12 protein-coding genes are annotated in these 15,854 nt (G+C 65.3%); 7 read left to right on the top strand and 5 right to left on the bottom strand.

Annotated elements, in window-relative coordinates:
- The first annotated feature begins 49 nt into the window (after positions 1–49).
- Positions 50–1,936 carry an ABC-F family ATP-binding cassette domain-containing protein gene (locus AABF56_RS03960; RefSeq protein ID WP_272804995.1) on the top strand — a complete coding sequence of 629 codons (1,887 nt, stop codon included), beginning with the start codon at positions 50–52 and terminating at the stop codon, positions 1,934–1,936.
- A gap of 87 nt (positions 1,937–2,023) precedes the next feature.
- Positions 2,024–2,851, top strand: coding sequence for a polysaccharide deacetylase family protein (locus AABF56_RS03955; RefSeq protein ID WP_272804994.1), 828 nt, complete (start codon positions 2,024–2,026; stop codon positions 2,849–2,851).
- A gap of 6 nt (positions 2,852–2,857) precedes the next feature.
- Here the strand turns inward: AABF56_RS03955 and AABF56_RS03950 are convergent, their stop codons facing one another.
- Entirely contained in the window at positions 2,858–3,700 is an 843-nt protein-coding gene (locus AABF56_RS03950; RefSeq protein WP_272804993.1) for a GNAT family N-acetyltransferase, read from the bottom strand.
- Positions 3,701–3,949: 249 nt separating this feature from the next.
- On the opposite strand from AABF56_RS03950, the gene AABF56_RS03945 reads away from it, so the two are divergent.
- Positions 3,950–5,056 (top strand): TRAP transporter substrate-binding protein, encoded by a 1,107-nt coding sequence (locus AABF56_RS03945; protein WP_272804992.1) that lies wholly within the window; start codon positions 3,950–3,952, stop codon positions 5,054–5,056.
- Positions 5,057–5,297: 241 nt separating this feature from the next.
- On the opposite strand, the gene AABF56_RS03940 is transcribed toward AABF56_RS03945, so the two are convergent.
- Both AABF56_RS03940 and AABF56_RS03935 read right to left on the bottom strand, forming a co-directional pair.
- The gene (locus AABF56_RS03940) at positions 5,298–7,088 is read right to left on the bottom strand and encodes a TRAP transporter large permease (protein ID WP_272804991.1); all 1,791 of its coding nucleotides are present in this window, start codon (positions 7,086–7,088) and stop codon (positions 5,298–5,300) included.
- Positions 7,085–7,660, bottom strand: coding sequence for a TRAP transporter small permease subunit (locus tag AABF56_RS03935; protein ID WP_272804990.1), 576 nt, complete (start codon positions 7,658–7,660; stop codon positions 7,085–7,087). The genes AABF56_RS03940 and AABF56_RS03935 overlap by 4 nt, the downstream gene beginning before the upstream one ends.
- Before the next feature lie 247 nt (positions 7,661–7,907).
- On the opposite strand from AABF56_RS03935, the gene AABF56_RS03930 reads away from it, so the two are divergent.
- On the top strand, positions 7,908–8,834 hold the full coding sequence (locus AABF56_RS03930) for a Gfo/Idh/MocA family protein (RefSeq protein WP_272804989.1): 927 nt from the start codon (positions 7,908–7,910) through the stop codon (positions 8,832–8,834).
- Positions 8,835–8,996: 162 nt separating this feature from the next.
- Here the strand turns inward: AABF56_RS03930 and AABF56_RS03925 are convergent, their stop codons facing one another.
- A complete protein-coding gene (locus tag AABF56_RS03925; RefSeq protein WP_272804988.1) occupies positions 8,997–9,446 on the bottom strand; it encodes a DNA polymerase III subunit chi in 450 nt (149 codons plus the stop codon).
- Between the two features lie 7 nt (positions 9,447–9,453).
- Complete coding sequence (locus tag AABF56_RS03920) at positions 9,454–10,944, bottom strand: leucyl aminopeptidase (protein ID WP_272804987.1); 1,491 nt, start codon at positions 10,942–10,944, stop codon at positions 9,454–9,456.
- A gap of 267 nt (positions 10,945–11,211) precedes the next feature.
- On the opposite strand from AABF56_RS03920, the gene lptF reads away from it, so the two are divergent.
- Genes lptF through AABF56_RS03905 form a run of 3 tightly spaced genes read left to right on the top strand, consistent with a single transcriptional unit; the run spans position 11,212 to position 15,811 of the window.
- Entirely contained in the window at positions 11,212–12,396 is a 1,185-nt protein-coding gene (lptF, locus tag AABF56_RS03915) for an LPS export ABC transporter permease LptF (RefSeq protein WP_272804986.1), read from the top strand.
- On the top strand, positions 12,393–13,475 hold the full coding sequence (gene lptG / locus AABF56_RS03910; RefSeq protein ID WP_272804985.1) for an LPS export ABC transporter permease LptG: 1,083 nt from the start codon (positions 12,393–12,395) through the stop codon (positions 13,473–13,475). The genes lptF and lptG overlap by 4 nt, the downstream gene beginning before the upstream one ends.
- Positions 13,475–15,811, top strand: a complete 2,337-nt coding sequence (locus tag AABF56_RS03905; RefSeq protein ID WP_272804984.1) for an LPS-assembly protein LptD — start codon at positions 13,475–13,477, stop codon at positions 15,809–15,811. The genes lptG and AABF56_RS03905 overlap by 1 nt, the downstream gene beginning before the upstream one ends.
- Positions 15,812–15,854 lie beyond the last annotated feature (43 nt).

The following is a 15,854-nucleotide window of genomic DNA, read 5'->3' as shown; positions in this document are numbered from 1 at the left end:
GGCGCAAAACCGCTTCGCACTTTCGCTGGAATTGCTCTATAGACCCGGCATGATCACGATTTCCGGCCTCACCGCCCGCGTTGCCGGGCGTCTCCTCATCGATAACGCCTCCCTTTCGCTGCCCAGCGGGGTGAAGGTGGGTCTCGTCGGCCGCAACGGCACCGGCAAGTCCACGCTGTTCCGCGTCATCACCAGCCAGCTCGCCGCCGAAGCCGGCAGCATCGCGCTGCCGAAGAACGCGCGCATCGGCCAGGTGGCGCAGGAGGCGCCGGGCACGGACGACCCGCTGATCGAGATCGTGCTGGCCGCCGACAAGGAGCGCGCCAGCCTCCTGAAGGAAGCGGAGACGGCGACCGATCCGCACCGCATCGCCGAAATCCAGACGCGCCTCGGCGATATCGGCGCCCACTCGGCGGAAGCCCGCGCGGCGAGCATCCTTGCCGGCCTCGGCTTCGACCACGAGGCGCAGCAACGCCCGGCAAAGAGCTTTTCCGGCGGCTGGCGCATGCGCGTGGCGCTGGCGGCCGTGCTGTTCTCCGAGCCGGACCTCCTGCTGCTCGACGAGCCGACCAACTATCTCGACCTCGAAGGCACGCTGTGGCTGGAAGACTATGTGCGGCGCTACCCGCACACGGTCATCATCATCAGCCACGACCGGGATCTCCTCAACACCGCCGTCAACGCCATCGTGCATCTCGACCAGCAGAAGCTGACCTTCTATCGTGGCTCCTACGACCAGTTCGAGCGCCAGAAGGCCGAGGCCGACGAATTGCAGATGAAGGCGAAAGCCAAGAACGAGGCCGCGCGAAAACACCTGCAAAGCTTCATCGACCGCTTCAAGGCCAAGGCCACCAAGGCCAAGCAGGCGCAAAGCCGCGTCAAGGCGCTGGAGCGCATGGGCACGGTCGCCGCCGTCGTCGAGACCCATGTCCAGCCGATCACCTTCCCGGAGCCGGAGAAACAGCCGGCCTCGCCGATCGTCGCCATCGAGGGCGGCGCGGTCGGCTATGTGCCGGGCAAGCCGATCCTGAAGCAGATCAACCTTCGCATCGACAATGACGACCGTATCGCCCTGCTCGGCTCGAACGGCAACGGCAAGTCGACCTTCGCCAAGTTCATCTCCGGCCGGCTGGAGGCCGAATCGGGTGCGGTGAAACGCGCGCCGGGCCTCAAGATCGGCTTCTTCGCCCAGCACCAGCTCGACGACCTCGTTCCCGAGCAATCGCCGGTCGAGCACGTGCGCCGGCTGATGCCGGAGGCGCCGGAAGCGAAGGTGCGCGCCCGCGTGGCGCAGATGGGGCTTGCGACGGAGAAGATGTCGACGGCCGCCAAGGATCTTTCCGGCGGCGAGAAGGCGCGCCTCCTGATGGGTCTTGCGGCCTTCGACGCACCGAACCTGCTCATCCTCGACGAGCCGACCAACCATCTCGACATCGACAGCCGCCGCGCGCTGATCGAGGCGCTGAACGACTACGAGGGCGCCGTCATCCTCATCTCGCACGACCGGCACCTCATCGAGGCGACCGTCGACCGGCTCTGGCTGGTCAACAACGGCACGGTGAAGACCTTCGACGGCGACATGGAGGAATATCGCAGCCTCATCGTCCAGTCCGGCAAGAAGGACGACCGGGAGAAATCCGCCTCCAACGGCGGCGAGGCCAGCAAGGCGGACCTGCGCAAGGCTAATGCCGACCGGCGCGCCCAGCTCGCCCCGCTGAAGAAAAAGATCAATGAAATCGAATCCCTGACGGCGAAGCTGCAGAAGCAGATTCAGCTTCTTGACACGGAGCTTGCAGATCCCGCGCTCTACGAGAAGAGCCCGGCTAAGGCGGCGGAGAAGGCCAAGCTGCGCTCCATGGCGGTCGACAAATTGAACGATGCCGAGGAACAGTGGCTGGAGCTTTCGGCGGAATACGAGGAGGCGATGGCCGGGTAACGTGCCGTTCTTCCGGCCGCCGCAACGCTTCATTAACCATGATTTGACAAAAGTTCTCGCAAGATCATCGCCTTGCGAGTGCACCCGATGCGTTGCCGTCTGCTCCTAGCCGCGTTGGCGGCCCTCTCCGTTCTTGCCGGCTGCAACACGACCAAGCCGCGCCCTTCCGCCCAGACCGCCTTTGCCGAGACCGGGACGACGAAGAAGCTCGACGCGGACGATCCCGTGCCGATGTCGCCGGCCCGCTGGGCCGGGCATACGGGGCTTGCGGGGCGGACCCTTGCCGTCGCCTCGCTCGGCGACCTGAAGCTGAAGCACAAGGAGGTCGTGCTGACCTTCGACGACGGCCCCGTGCCCGGCCGCACCGAGGCGATCCTCGACACGCTCGACCGCTACGGCGTGAAGGCGACCTTCCTGATGGTCGGCCAGATGGCGGACGCCTATCCGGCGATCGCCCGCAAGGTCGTCGCGCGCGGCCATACCGTCGGCAGCCACACCTATCGCCACGCCAACCTGCGCTACCTCGCCTTCGAGGCGGCGATGGCGGAAATCCGCAAGGGCGAAAAGGCCGTGGAACGCGCCACCGCCCGCCGGCCGGATTTCTTCCGCTTCCCCTATCTGGCGGATACGTCAGCGCTGCGCAGCGCCGTCGCCCGGCGCGGCACCATCATCATGGACATGGACGTCGATTCGAAGGATTACTTCAAGGTGACGCCCGCCTCCGTCGCGAGCCGCACCATGCAGGGCCTGCGCAAACGCGGTCGCGGCATCATCCTGATGCACGACATCCACAAGCGCACCGCCACCGTGCTGCCCTCGCTGCTCGCGCAGCTGAAGGCGGAAGGCTATTCGGTGGTGACGCTGCGCCACACGGACGACGCCGGGCCGCAGCTGCTCGCCATGGCCGGCCGATAAGGCGGCTCAGCCGAGCTCGAAGGTCGTGATGCCGTAGATATGGCCGAGCGGCAGGTCCGGCGCCGTGCCCCGGTACATGCGCGCCGTCTCGAAGACCGGCGAGAGACCGTGGCGCACGCACAGCGCCTTGGCCTCGGCGTTCGGCGCGGGAATGTCGAGAAAGATCTCCCCGCCGCCGACGGTGGCGACCAGCGCCCGGAAGATCAGCTCGGCGCCGACATCGGTGTCGGAGAACAGCGGTCCGATCTTGAAGCCTTCCCGGCAGGCGCGGATCGTGCCGTAGCCGGAAATGCCGGTGCCATGCAGAAGCGCCACGCTCTGGCGCGTCTCCTGCTCCTTCAGCCACTCGCGCAGGAACGCCTCGCGGCGTGCCGGATTGAAACGCGCATCGTAGTCGACGATCAGCGGCATGTGGACCGGGGAAACCGGCGTCAGCCGCGAATCGGCCGGCATCGGGCTCTGCACCCGGCCGCCATGGCGGATATCGGCATGGGCATAGGCGAAGCCGGAGCGGCGATAGTTCTCCTGCTGGGTGACGACGCCGTCGAGCCCGACGAGGCGTCCTTCCGCCAGATCCATCGCCGCGTTCCACAGGCGCAGGCCGACGCCCTGCCCGCGCACCTGCGGATGCACGATGTAGAAGCCGAGGAACGCGTAGTCCGCGCCGTAGCGCACGAGCGAGACCGCCCCCACGAGGCGCTTGTCCGCCTCTGCCACGAGATAGCCCTCGGGATCGGCCGCCCAGAACGGCGCGGCGTCGCCGAGACCCGGATTCCACCCTTCCGCTGCCGCCCAATCCAGAATGTCGACCAGTTCGTCGCGATAGGCCTTGCGAATCTCGATATCCATGGCGTGCCCTTGCCCGTGCCGTTCCACATCCAATCTTTCAACCGCAGCAAGGGCTGTCAACCTCGCGGACAACCGCCGGAAAAGCTCAAAAAACAGGCAGATAGCGACAAAACCCCGCCTAAGACGAAAGTCGTAGCAGAGGCTTTCACCTTCCTTGCCGCCTCGGCTTGAAACCCCCTTGCCGACATGGTTAGGTTTCCGCCGATGACAAAGGGCGGAAAACCACCGCCCGCCATTGGGAGGAAAACTATGGATCGTCGTTCATTCATGAAGAAGGCCGGTGTCGCCGGCATGGGCGGTGCGGCCGCCACCGTGCTTGCGGCCCCGGCCCTCGCACAGAGCAACCCGAAGATCAACTGGCGCCTCGCCTCCTCGTTCCCCAAGTCGCTCGACACGATCTATGGCGGCGCGGAAGTCCTGTCGAAATACGTGTCCGACGCAACGGACGGCAATTTCCAGATTCAGGTTTTCGCCGCCGGTGAAATCGTACCCGGCCTGCAGGCCGCCGATGCCGCATCCGCCGGCACGGTCGAGGCCGCACATACCGTTTCCTACTACTACTGGGGCAAGGATCCGGTCTGGGCCCTCGGCGCAGCCGTGCCCTTCGCGCTCAACGCCCGCGGCATGAACGCCTGGCAGTACCATGGCGGCGGCATCGACCTCTTCAACGAATTCCTCGCCACCCAGGGCCTCGTCGGCTTCCCGGGCGGCAATACCGGCGTGCAGATGGGCGGCTGGTTCCGCAAGGAGATCAAGACCGTTGCCGACCTGCAGGGCCTGAAGATGCGCATCGGGGGCTTTGCCGGAAAGGTCGTCGAGAAGCTCGGCGTCGTGCCGCAGCAGATCGCCGGCGGCGACATCTATCCCTCGCTCGAAAAGGGCACGATCGACGCGGCCGAATGGGTCGGCCCCTATGACGACGAGAAGCTCGGCTTCTACAAGGTCGCGCCCTACTACTACTATCCCGGCTGGTGGGAAGGCGGCCCGACGGTGCATGCCATGTTCAACAAGGCAGCCTTCGACGGCCTGCCGAAGGCCTACCAGTCGCTGCTGCGCACGGCCTGCCAGGCGACCGACGCCAACATGCTGCAGAAATACGACTACCTGAACCCCTCGGCCATCAAGCGCCTCGTCGCCGCCGGCGCGAAGCTCAGCCCGTTCAGCCAGGAAATCCTGTCGGCCTGCTTCGACGCCTCCAACGAGGTCTATGCGGAGATGGAAGCCTCGAACCCGACCTTCAAGAAGATCTGGGAATCGATCAAGGCCTTCCGCGGCGAGTACTACCTCAACGCCCAGATCGCCGAATACAACTACGACACCTTCATGATGATCCAGCAGCGCAGCAACAAGCTGTAAGCCCTGCCGGAGGACGACGTGAAAAACCCCGGGGCAGCGATGCCCCGGGGTTTTTTCTTGCCGATCGAACCGGTGGAATGCTCCTCATCCCGCTACTGCGACCTTCTCCCCGCAAGCGGGGAGAAGGAGATATGCCGCACTGGCCTGCGATTTTCGGGAACCCCTCGCCTCCTTTTCCTTCTCCCCGCTTGCGGGGAGAAGGTGGCCGGCAGGCCGGATGAGGGGCGAGCGCGCCGCCGCCTCAGTTGAACGACGGCGGGCTCGACAGATCGGTCGCCGGTTTCTCTCCGCCCTCGGCCGGCTTCTGCTCGCCGCTGCCCTCCAGCGGGTTGCCGGCGGGAAGCTGCAGGCCGCCCGGCAGGCCGAGGCCGCCGCCATTGTCGGGCAGCGTCAGGCCGGGCAGACCGCCCTCGCCACCGCCGAAACCGGGCACCTCAATCTTGATGGTCGCGGGATCGACGCCGCTGCCCTCGCCCTTGTAGTGCATGACCATGCCCGGGAAGAGGATGGTGAGCGCCACCATGACAATCTGGATGCCGACGAAGGGCACGGCGCCCCAGTAGATCTGCCCCGTCGTCACGGGCTGCATCTTCTTGCCCGTCACCTTGTCGAGATAGGGCACCTTGGCGGCGACCGAGCGCAGGTAGAACAGCGCAAAGCCGAAGGGCGGGTGCATGAAGCTCGTCTGCATGTTGATGCCGAGCAGCACGCCGAACCAGATGAGGTCGATGCCGAGCTTGTCGGCGGCCGGCGCGAGCAGCGGCACGATGATGAAGGCGAGCTCGAAGAAATCGAGGAAGAAGGCGAGGAAGAAGACCAGCACGTTCACCGCGATCAGGAAGCCCGTCTCGCCGCCCGGCAGGGAGACCAGCAGATGCTCCACCCACAGATGCCCGTTCACGCCGTAGAAGGTCAGCGAGAAGACGCGGGCGCCGATGAGGATGAAGAGCACGAAGGAGGAAAGACGCGTGGTGGCGGTGAGCGCCGAGCGGACCACGTCCATGGTGAGCCGGCCCTTGGCCGCCGCCATGACGAGCGCGCCGACCGCGCCCATGGCGCCGCCCTCCGTCGGCGTCGCGATGCCGAGGAAGATCGTGCCGAGCACGAGGAAGATCAGCGCGAGCGGCGGGATCAGCACGATGATGACCTGCTGGGCCAGCCGCGACATCATGTTGATGTTGAGCGTCTTGTCCGCCACCGCGACGATGTAGATGAAGAGGACGCCGACGGTGCCGCCGAGGATGTCGGCGTTCTCGCCCTGCGTCGGATAGAGATAGATATGCGCCGCATAGGCAAAGCCGGCCGCGACGGCGAGCGCGATGGCCAGCGAGGTCACGCCCGAGCCGAGCGAACGCGCCTCCAGCGGCAGCGCCGGCATGGAGTCCCGCCTGAGGAAGGTCATCAGCAGGATGTAGCCCATATAGAGCCCGGTCAGCACCAGCCCCGGAATGAGCGCGCCGGCATACATGTCGCCGACCGAGCGGCCGAGCTGGTCGGCAAGCACGATGAGGACGAGCGAGGGCGGGATGATCTGGGCAAGCGTGCCGGAGGCCGCGATGACGCCCGAGGCGATCGACCGGTCATAGCCGTAGCGCAGCATGATCGGCAGCGAGATGAGGCCCATCGCGATGACCGACGCGGCGACGACGCCGGTGGTGGCGGCAAGCAGCGCGCCGACGAAGATGACCGCATAGGCAAGGCCGCCGCGGATCGGCCCGAAGAGCTGGCCGATCGTGTCGAGAAGGTCCTCGGCCATGCCCGACTTTTCGAGCACGATCCCCATGAAGGTGAAGAAGGGGATGGCGAGCAATGTGTCGTTCGACATCACCCCCCACAGCCGTTCCGGCATCGCGTTCAGCAAGGGCCAGGACAGGTTGATCGAATCGGAGAGGGGCGCGAGCTCCACGCCGATGATGAAGAAGAGCAGGCCGTTCGCCGCGAGCGCGAATGCCACCGGATAGCCCAGCAGCAGGAACACGATCAGCGACATGAACATGATCGGCGCAAGGTTTTCCGCGATGAATTCGATCATGCGCCCTTCTCCTCTGCGATGACCGAATCGAGCGGCGCGTGCGTCGGCACGTAGGGCGTCGGGTCCTCCATATCGCCGCGCATGATGGCGATCTTCTTGATGATCTCGGAAACGCCCTGGAAGGCCAGGAGGACGAAGCCGGCCAACAGGATGGCCTTGGCCGGCCAGACGATCAGGCCGCCGGCGCTGGAAGAGCCCTCGCCCGAGCGGAACGACATCAGGACATAGGGAACGAGAAAGTAGACCATCAACAGCACGAAGGGCATCAGGAAGAGGCAATGGCCGATGAGGTCGATCCAGTGCTGCACCCTGCGCGAGAACTTGCCGTAGACCACGTCGATGCGGATATGCTCGTTCTGCGCCAGCGTATAGGCGGCGGCGAGCATGAAGGCGCCGCCGAACAGATACCATTGCGCCTCGAGCCAGGCGTTGGACGATGTGTTGAAGACCTTTCGGACGACGGCATTTCCGGCACTGACGAGCACGGCGATCAGGATCAGCCAGCCGACGGCCTTCCCGATATTTTCCGTGATCACGTCGATGAGCCGGCTGAAGGCCAGCAGCGCTTTCATGAGAACTCCTCCCCGCTTGGTATGTTATTGCTTTGGTGCCAAGCACAGGCAGAGTGCCGATTTCAAGGCTCGTTTCAAGTCCGCGGCCCGGTTTTCCCGGCCTGAGAGCCTGCATTAGACGAAAGGCGAATACGGCTTCGGCCGCATTGCACAATCGATAGGCAGATATGCACGCGCCGGCACCCTTGCCCCAACCGGCGGTTCTGCTACAACAGCGCCAAATCATCATACAAATGAGGGCGGAGCCATGTCCCCGATCAATCTCGCAATCGTCGGCGTCGGCAAGATCGTGCGCGACCAGCATCTTCCGGCCGTCGCGAAGAACGGCGACTACAGGCTGATCGCCGCGGCGAGCCGCCACGGCACGGTCGACGGCATCGACAATTTCACGTCGATCGACGCGATGCTGGCCGCCGTTCCCGCCATCGAGGCCGTGTCGCTCTGCATGCCGCCGCAATATCGCTACGAGGCGGCCGAAAAGGCGCTGTCGGCCGGCAAGCACGTCTTCCTCGAAAAGCCGCCGGGCGCGACGCTGTCCGAGGTCGCCGACCTCGAATCGCTCGCCGCCGCCAGGGGCCTCACGCTCTTCGCCAGCTGGCATTCGCGCTATGCCCCGGCGGTGGAAGCGGCGAAGGCGTTCCTCGCCGGAACGACGATCCGCTCCATGCGGGTGATCTGGAAGGAAGACGTGCGCCACTGGCATCCGAACCAGGAGTGGATCTGGCAGGCGGGCGGCCTCGGCGTCTTCGACCCGGGCATCAACGCGCTGTCCATCGTCACCCATATCCTGCCGCGCCCGGTCTTCCTCACCGCCGCCACGCTGGAATTCCCGGAAAACCGCGACGCGCCGATCGCCGCAACGATGACCTTCACCGATGCCAGGGGCCTCGACCTTGCCGCCGAGTTCGACTGGCGGCAGACCGGCAAGCAGAGCTGGGACATCGTCGCTGAGACCGATGCCGGCGAGATGGTTCTGTCGGAGGGCGGTGCGAAGCTCTCCATCGACGGCAAGCTGGTGCACGAGGAGCCGGAGCAGGAATATCCGATGCTCTACAGGCACTTCGCCGAACTGGTGAAGGCCGGGAAGTCCGACGTCGACCTCGCGCCGCTGCGCCACGTCGCCGACGCCTTCATGCTTGGGCGGCGGAAGTTCGTCGAGGCGTTCTACGATTGAGGCAGAGGTCGCCCCTCGTCCGGCCTGCCGCGACCTTCTCCCCGCAAGCGGGGAGAAGGGATATGCCGCGCCGGTTTCCCCAGCCAATGACCGTTCGTGGGCCACGCCCCCTCTCCCCGCCCGCGGGGAGAGGGTTAGGGTGAGGGGCGCCCCTCGGCACTCCTAAGCCTTCTTCATCCAGCGTCCGTCGCTGTTCTGCTGCCAGTAGGTGAGCTGGTGCCCCTCGCCTTTCAGGCGTTTCCAGTGCGCGCGCGCCGTCTCCACCTCGGCCTGGTCGTAGCCGTCGAACATGAAGATGACGCGCTCATAGGCGTCGAGCGGCGGCGGCTCGGCGCCGGCGACGAGGAAGCGCACCGTCGCGCCGTTCGCATTGTCGGCGGCGGTCGTCAGCAGCACCGGCTGTTCGGCCGGAAAGGCCTGCTCGTCGGTGCCGTGCGGCAGGAAGCTGTCCTCGCGGAAGGTCCACAGATGCGTGTCGAGCGCGTCGCGCCGCTCCGCGTCGCCGGCCTGCACGACGACGCGCCAGCCGCGCTCGAGGCTCTTGTCGAGGAGCGGCGGCAAAGCGTCCTCCAGCTTCGATTCGGTCAGGTGGTAGAAGAGGACCTCGCTCACCCTCTCCTCACCCTTCGTAGTTCGCGCGCACCAGCTCATCCAGCAGGCGCACGCCGAAGCCGGAACCCCAGGACTGGTTGATCTCGTCCGTCGGCGAGCCCATGGCCGTGCCGGCGATGTCGAGATGCGCCCAGGGCGTGTCCTTGACGAAGCGGTGCAGGAACTGCGCGGCGGTGATCGAGCCGGCATAGCGCCCGCCGGTGTTCTTCATGTCGGCGAACTTGCTGTCGATCATCTTGTCGTATTCGCGGCCGAGCGGCATGCGCCACAGGCGCTCGTTCGTCGAAAGGCCGGCGGCAGTGAGGCGCGCGGCAAGCGTGTCGTCGTTGGAGAAGAGGCCGGCATGATGGCTGCCGAGCGCGACCATGATCGCGCCGGTCAGCGTCGCGAGGTTCACCATGAACTGCGGCTTGAACGTCTCGTTGCAGTACCAGAGCGCGTCGCACAGCACGAGGCGGCCTTCGGCATCGGTGTTGATGACCTCGATCGTCTGGCCGGACATCGACTTGACGATATCGCCGGGACGCTGGGCGTTGCCGTCGGGCATGTTTTCCACAAGGCCGAGGATGCCGACGACATTCGCCTTCGCCTTGCGGGCGGCGAGCGTGTGCATCAGGCCGATGACGGCGGCCGCCCCGCCCATGTCGCCCTTCATGTCCTCCATGCCGGCGGCCGGCTTGATGGAGATGCCGCCCGTATCGAAGACGACGCCCTTGCCGATGAAGGCGATCGGCCGGTCCTTCTCCTTGCCGCCCTTCCAGTGCATGACGGCCAGGCGCGGCGGGCGCACGGAACCCTGCGCGACGCCGAGCAGCGCGGCCATGCCGAGCTTCTTCATCTCGCGCTCGGTGAGGATGTCCACCTCGACGCCGAGCTTTTCGAGCGCCTTGGCCTTGTCGGCGAATTCGACCGGGCCGAGCACGTTGGCCGGCTCGTTGACGAGGTTGCGGGCGAGAATCACGCCCTCGGCAACGGCATCGGACACCTCGTTCGCCTTCCTGGCGGCGCTGGCGACGGCGGTGACGATCGTCACCTTCACGGCCTTGCCGTTCTTCGCCTCGTCGTCCTCGTCCTTCTTCGTCTTGTAGGTGTCGAAGCTGTAGGCGCCGAGCTGCATGCCGAGGGCGAAGTCGGCGGCGTTCTTCGCCGTCACCGTTACGCCCGGCGCGTCGAGATAGACCGTCGCCTTCTCCGCGCGGCCGATCCTGGCGGCAGCGGCGCCGCCGGCCTTCAGCCAGTCGTGGGGGCCAAGCTTTTCCGCCTCGCCGAGGCCGAGCACGAGGATGCGGTCGGCCGGCGCCCCGTGCGGCGCCAGAACGTCGAGCGTCTTCAGGGCCTTGCCGGTGAACTTCGCGACATCGGCGGCGCGGGCGACGACACCTTCCGGATCGACCTCGCCAAGACCGGCCGCCGCCTGGCCGGCAATCTGCAGGAGAACCGCAAGGCCGCCCGAAGCGCGCGCCGTCTTTGCGAAACCGATGTCGAATCTGGAAGCCATGACCTACTCCGAATGTAATGCCGGCGGGCCTGCCGCCCGTCCGGGAGGCCGCCAATCTCATCAATTCCTTGTCGCTTTTGCGGCGCTTGGCAAGATGCGACACCTTGTTTACAGATGGTCGGGCATGCTTGTTCGCCATAAATTTTCCTTGGCCGGTGAGACTCCGGCCTATGGCATCGGCCTGCGGAAACCTTATATGCCCCTGGCCGCTCCGACGGGTGCCCCTGCACGAGACCGGAGCCATTTGTCGCAAACGCGGACGAAACGATGAAACTGATCGAGCGCTATATCCTGCGGCGGGCGTCGCTCATGTTCGTCGCCACGCTCGTTCCCCTGCTCGGTATCGTCTGGGTCACGCAGGCGCTCGGCAGCATCAACCTCGTCACCGACAGCGGCCAGTCGATCTTCGCCTTCCTGAAGCTCGCAACGCTGATCCTGCCTTCGGTGATCCCGATCATCCTGCCCTTCGCGTTCGTCATCGGCGTATCGCAGACGCTGACCGTCATGAACTCCGATTCGGAGCTGACCGTGCTGAACTCGGCCGGCGCCTCGCGCATGACGATCATCCGCCCGGTGATGATCCTCGCCGTGGCGATGAGCCTCGTCTCCTTCGCCGTCGACAATTTCATCGAACCCTATTCGCGCACCGCAGTGCGCAAGATGATCGCCACGGCCCATGCCGACATGCTCTCCTCCGTCGTGCAGGAGAACACCTTCCGCAAGATCACCGACGGCCTCTACGTGCAGGTGGCCGAGCGGCGCAATGGCGGCGTGCTCTCCGGCCTCTTCGTCGCCGATACGCGCGATCCGCGCTTCGAGCTCGTCTACTATGCCCGCGAGGGCGCGGTGGACGAGAACAGCTCGGCGCTCGTCATGAAGGACGGCGAGGTGCACCGCAAGCTGCCGGACGGCAACGTTTCGATCATCAAGTTCGATTCCTACGCCTTCGACCTTGCCGACCTCACCCAAAGCGTCGGCAAATCCAACGTGCGGGCCAAGGATCGCGACCTCATCTATCTCTTCGATCCAGACCCCAACGATCCGCAATACAAGAAGAACCCCGGGGCCTTCACGGCCGAGATCCACCGCCGCTTCACCGAATGGCTCTTCCCGGCGGTCTTCGGCCTTATCGCGCTCGTCGTCAGCGGCGATGCCCGCTCGCATCGCGAGGCGCGCGTGCATCCGATGATCACGGCGCTGGTGACCGCGCTCTTCGTGCGCTGGGCCAGCTTCTACGCGTCGAACAATGCGGAAGATTCCGGCTATTACATCCCGATCATGTATCTCATTCCCATCGTCACGGCGGCGCTGGCGATCCGCTACCTGCGGCGCAACAAGAGCCTCGACATTCCCGCGACGCTGGGCGAGCGGCTGACGGACCTGCGCGAGCGCGGGCTCGCGCGCCTCACCCGGATGGGCTCGACCTCCACCGGCGGGAGCGGCCAGCCATGATCCCCACGCTCGGCTTCTATTTCTTCCGCCGCTACATCACCACCACCATCTGGTTCCTGCTCGGCATCTTCTCGCTGATCTTCATCATCGATTTCAGCGAGATGTCGAACCGGGTCGGCGTGCTGCCGGGGTACACGCTGACGAGCGGCCTCATCGTCACGGCGCTGCGCATCCCGATGATCCTCATGCAGACCGTACCTTTCGTGGCGCTCTTTGCCGGCATGGCGGCGCTGATCTCGCTGAACCGGCGCTACGAGCTGGTCGTCACGCGCGCGGCCGGCATCTCCGTCTGGCAGTTCCTGCGCCCCTTCGTCATCGGCGCCTTCCTGTTCGGTGTCATGGCCGTGCTCGCCATCAACCCGATCGCCGCCTGGGGCGCCAAGAAGGCGGGGGAGCTGGAAGCGGGCTGGGGCGCCAGCAATGCCGCGCGCGCCGAGACCGCCGTGCCGTGGCTGCGGCAGATCCACGGCAACGACCAGGCGATCATCGGCGCCAAGGCCGTTCTCGACGGCGGCACGCGCCTTGCGAACGTCACCGTCATCCACTTCGATCCCGACGGCCGCATCGTGCTGCGTCAGGATGCCGATTCGGCAACCTTGGAAGATGGTTACTGGTTGCTTAAGAACGTGCACGAGACGCGCAACGGCGAACTGCCGGTCCGTCTCGATGAGGTACAGCTTCGTACCAACCTGAAACGGGAATTCGTCCAGGAGAGCCTCGAAAAGCCTGAATCCATTCCGTTTTTGAGCCTTGGACGGAAGATCGAGGCGGCAAAATCCTTCGGTTTCCCGACGGATGCGATGGAAACGCAGTTCCATTCCCTGCTGTCGCTGCCGCTGCTTCTGGTTGCCATGACGCTGATCGCAGCCTGTGTATCATTAAAATTTAGCCGGTTTAATCAATCGCGTGCGGTGATTCTGGGTGGAATCCTGTCGGGCTTCATGCTTTATGTCGTCACCGTGCTTGTGAAGGCATTCGGAAGCAGCGGTGTTGTTCCTCCGTTCGTTGCGGCCTGGCTCCCCGTGGTCGTCGCAATGTCCTTGGGTGCGACGATTCTTCTGCATCAGGAGGACGGCTAGTGGCGGCAGGCGACCGCAAAATGAACAGGTGGTCGAGAGCCGCCCTGCTTGCAGGTGCGGCCATCTGTGCCATCGTGTCCGCCTCCACGCTCCCCGCCCGGGCGCAGGCACCCGATATCCAGTCGATGGAGCCGAAGATCCCGGACGACGCCAAGCTCCTGCTGGCGGCCAACGAGCTCGTCTACAACAACGACACGGAGAAGGTGATCGCCCGCGGCGCGGTGCAGATCAACTATGGCGGCTACAAGCTCGTCGCCCGCCAGGTGGAATACAACCAGAATACCGGCCGGCTGACGGCGCATGGCAATATCGAGCTCATCGAGCCGACGGGCAACCGCGTCTATGCCGACGAGATGGACCTGTCGGACGATTTCGCCAACGGTTTCGTCAATGCGCTGCGCATCGAAACCACGGACCTCACCAAGCTGGCGGCGACCAGCGGCGAGCGCGTCAACGGCGAGGAGATGATCCTCAACCACGCCGTCTATACCGCCTGCACGCCCTGCGCCACCAACCCGACGCACCGCTCGCTCTGGCAGATCAAGGCCGAGCGCGTCGTGCAGAACGGCCGCACGAAGACGATCCGCCTCGAACGCGCCCGCTTCGAGATGTTCGGCAGGCCGATCGCCTATATTCCCGTGCTGGAGGTGCCGGACCATACGGTCAAGCGCAAGAGCGGCTTCCTCTTCCCGCAGTTCAGTTACGAGCAGAAGCTCGGCCTCGGCATCACGACGCCCTATTATTTCGCGATCGCGCCGGACATGGACGCGACGCTCTCGCCGACCGTCTTGACCCGCCAGGGTTTCCTCGTCGAGGGCGAGTTCCGCAAACGCTTCCACAACGGCCAGATCACCCTGCGCGCCGCCGGCATCGACCAGTGGAACCCGGGCGTCTTCACGGCCGGCACGAGCGACCGGCGCGACGACTTCCGCGGCATGGTCGCCTCCGAGGGCCGCTTCAGGATCAATCCGCGCTGGGCGTTCGGCTGGGATGTCATGGCGCAGACGGACAACAACTTCTCGCGCACCTATGACCTCGACGGCCTGGAAGACCGCATCCATGTCAACCAGATCTACCTGACGGGCCTCGGCGACCGGAACGTCTTCGACCTGCGCTCCTTCTATTTCGACGTGCAGGACGCGGACCCGCAGGACCGGCTGGAGCGCAAGCAGGCGATCGCCCAGACGCTCGACCACGAATATATCGTGCCGCAGCCCGTGCTCGGCGGCGAACTCTCGATCACCACGAACATCACCAATGTCGAGCGCGACCTTGCCGATGTCTACAGCGTGCGCGGCAACGAGCGGTTCCGCGGCCTTGCCGGCGGCACGACGCGGCTGACCAGCGAAGTCGAATGGCGGCGCCAGCTCATCGTGCCCGGCGGCCTCGTATTGACCCCCCTTCTGGCGGCGCGCGGCGATATCCACCGCCTCGACATGAGCAATCCCGGCCCCGGCTATGCCGGCAACTACGTGGACGACAACAGCACGACCCGCGCGATGCTGACCGCCGGGCTCGAGGCGCGCTACCCGATCCTCGCGACGACCGACTACAGCACCCATCTCTTCGAGCCGATCGCGCAGATCTACCTGCGCCCGGACGAGGACCATGCAGGCGGCCTGCCGAACGAGGACGCCCAGAGCTTCGTCTTCGACGCCACCAACCTTTTCGAACGCGACAAGTTCTCCGGCTTCGACCGGATCGAGGGCGGCTCGCGCGCCAATCTGGGCCTGCGCTATACCGGCACGTTCGACAACGGCCTGCGCCTGCGCTCGATCATCGGCCAGTCCTTCCATCTCGGCGGCGTGAACTCCTTCGCGACGCCCGACCTCGTCAATGCCGGCGCCAATTCCGGCCTGGAGACGGATTCGTCCGATTATGTCGGCATGGCCGGCATCGACCTGCCGAACGGCCTGTCGCTCGCCCACAGCGCCCGCCTCGACAAGGACGACCTGTCGCTGCGCCGCGCCGACACCTCGGTGCGCTTCGACGGCGCCCGTTTCGAGACCGAGATCACCTATACGCGCATCGCCGCGCAACCGGCCTACGGCCTGGAGAGGGACGCCAGCGAAATCCAGAGCGCCGCGGCCTTCAAGTTCGAGGACTACTGGTCGGTGTTCGGGTCATTGACCTACGACATCAACAGCCAGAGCCTCTCGCGCAACGGCATCGGCTTCTCCTACGACGACCGCGACACGGTCTTCTCGATCGTCTACGAGCAGACGCGCGACAAATCCCGCACGACGGCGAACGACTGGTCGATCGGCGCGCGGCTGATGTTCCGCACGCTCGGCGACATCAATGTCGGCGACACGACGCTGACCGGCTTCGAGTAAGCGCTGCCGCGCTCTTGTCATCGTTTGGCCGCATGTATTATGC

Source organism: Shinella sp. WSC3-e (assembly GCF_945994535.1).
Classification (GTDB): Bacteria; Pseudomonadota; Alphaproteobacteria; order Rhizobiales; family Rhizobiaceae; genus Shinella; species Shinella yambaruensis.
The sequence above is the reverse complement of the archived record's forward strand: the minus strand, read 5'-3'. Positions and strand labels throughout refer to the sequence as shown.

What these genes read in the sequence shown, in the direction of transcription:
- AABF56_RS03930 (WP_272804989.1), top strand. Translation starts at nt 7,908, where the DNA reads ATGTCCCCGATCAATCTCGCAATCGTCGGCGTCGGCAAGATCGTGCGC.
- AABF56_RS03955 (WP_272804994.1), top strand. Translation starts at nt 2,024, where the DNA reads ATGCGTTGCCGTCTGCTCCTAGCCGCGTTGGCGGCCCTCTCCGTTCTT.
- AABF56_RS03920 (WP_272804987.1), bottom strand. Translation starts at nt 10,944, where the DNA reads ATGGCTTCCAGATTCGACATCGGTTTCGCAAAGACGGCGCGCGCTTCG.
- AABF56_RS03960 (WP_272804995.1), top strand. Translation starts at nt 50, where the DNA reads ATGATCACGATTTCCGGCCTCACCGCCCGCGTTGCCGGGCGTCTCCTC.
- AABF56_RS03945 (WP_272804992.1), top strand. Translation starts at nt 3,950, where the DNA reads ATGGATCGTCGTTCATTCATGAAGAAGGCCGGTGTCGCCGGCATGGGC.
- lptF (WP_272804986.1), top strand. Translation starts at nt 11,212, where the DNA reads ATGAAACTGATCGAGCGCTATATCCTGCGGCGGGCGTCGCTCATGTTC.
- AABF56_RS03940 (WP_272804991.1), bottom strand. Translation starts at nt 7,088, where the DNA reads ATGATCGAATTCATCGCGGAAAACCTTGCGCCGATCATGTTCATGTCG.
- AABF56_RS03950 (WP_272804993.1), bottom strand. Translation starts at nt 3,700, where the DNA reads ATGGATATCGAGATTCGCAAGGCCTATCGCGACGAACTGGTCGACATT.
- lptG (WP_272804985.1), top strand. Translation starts at nt 12,393, where the DNA reads ATGATCCCCACGCTCGGCTTCTATTTCTTCCGCCGCTACATCACCACC.
- AABF56_RS03935 (WP_272804990.1), bottom strand. Translation starts at nt 7,660, where the DNA reads ATGAAAGCGCTGCTGGCCTTCAGCCGGCTCATCGACGTGATCACGGAA.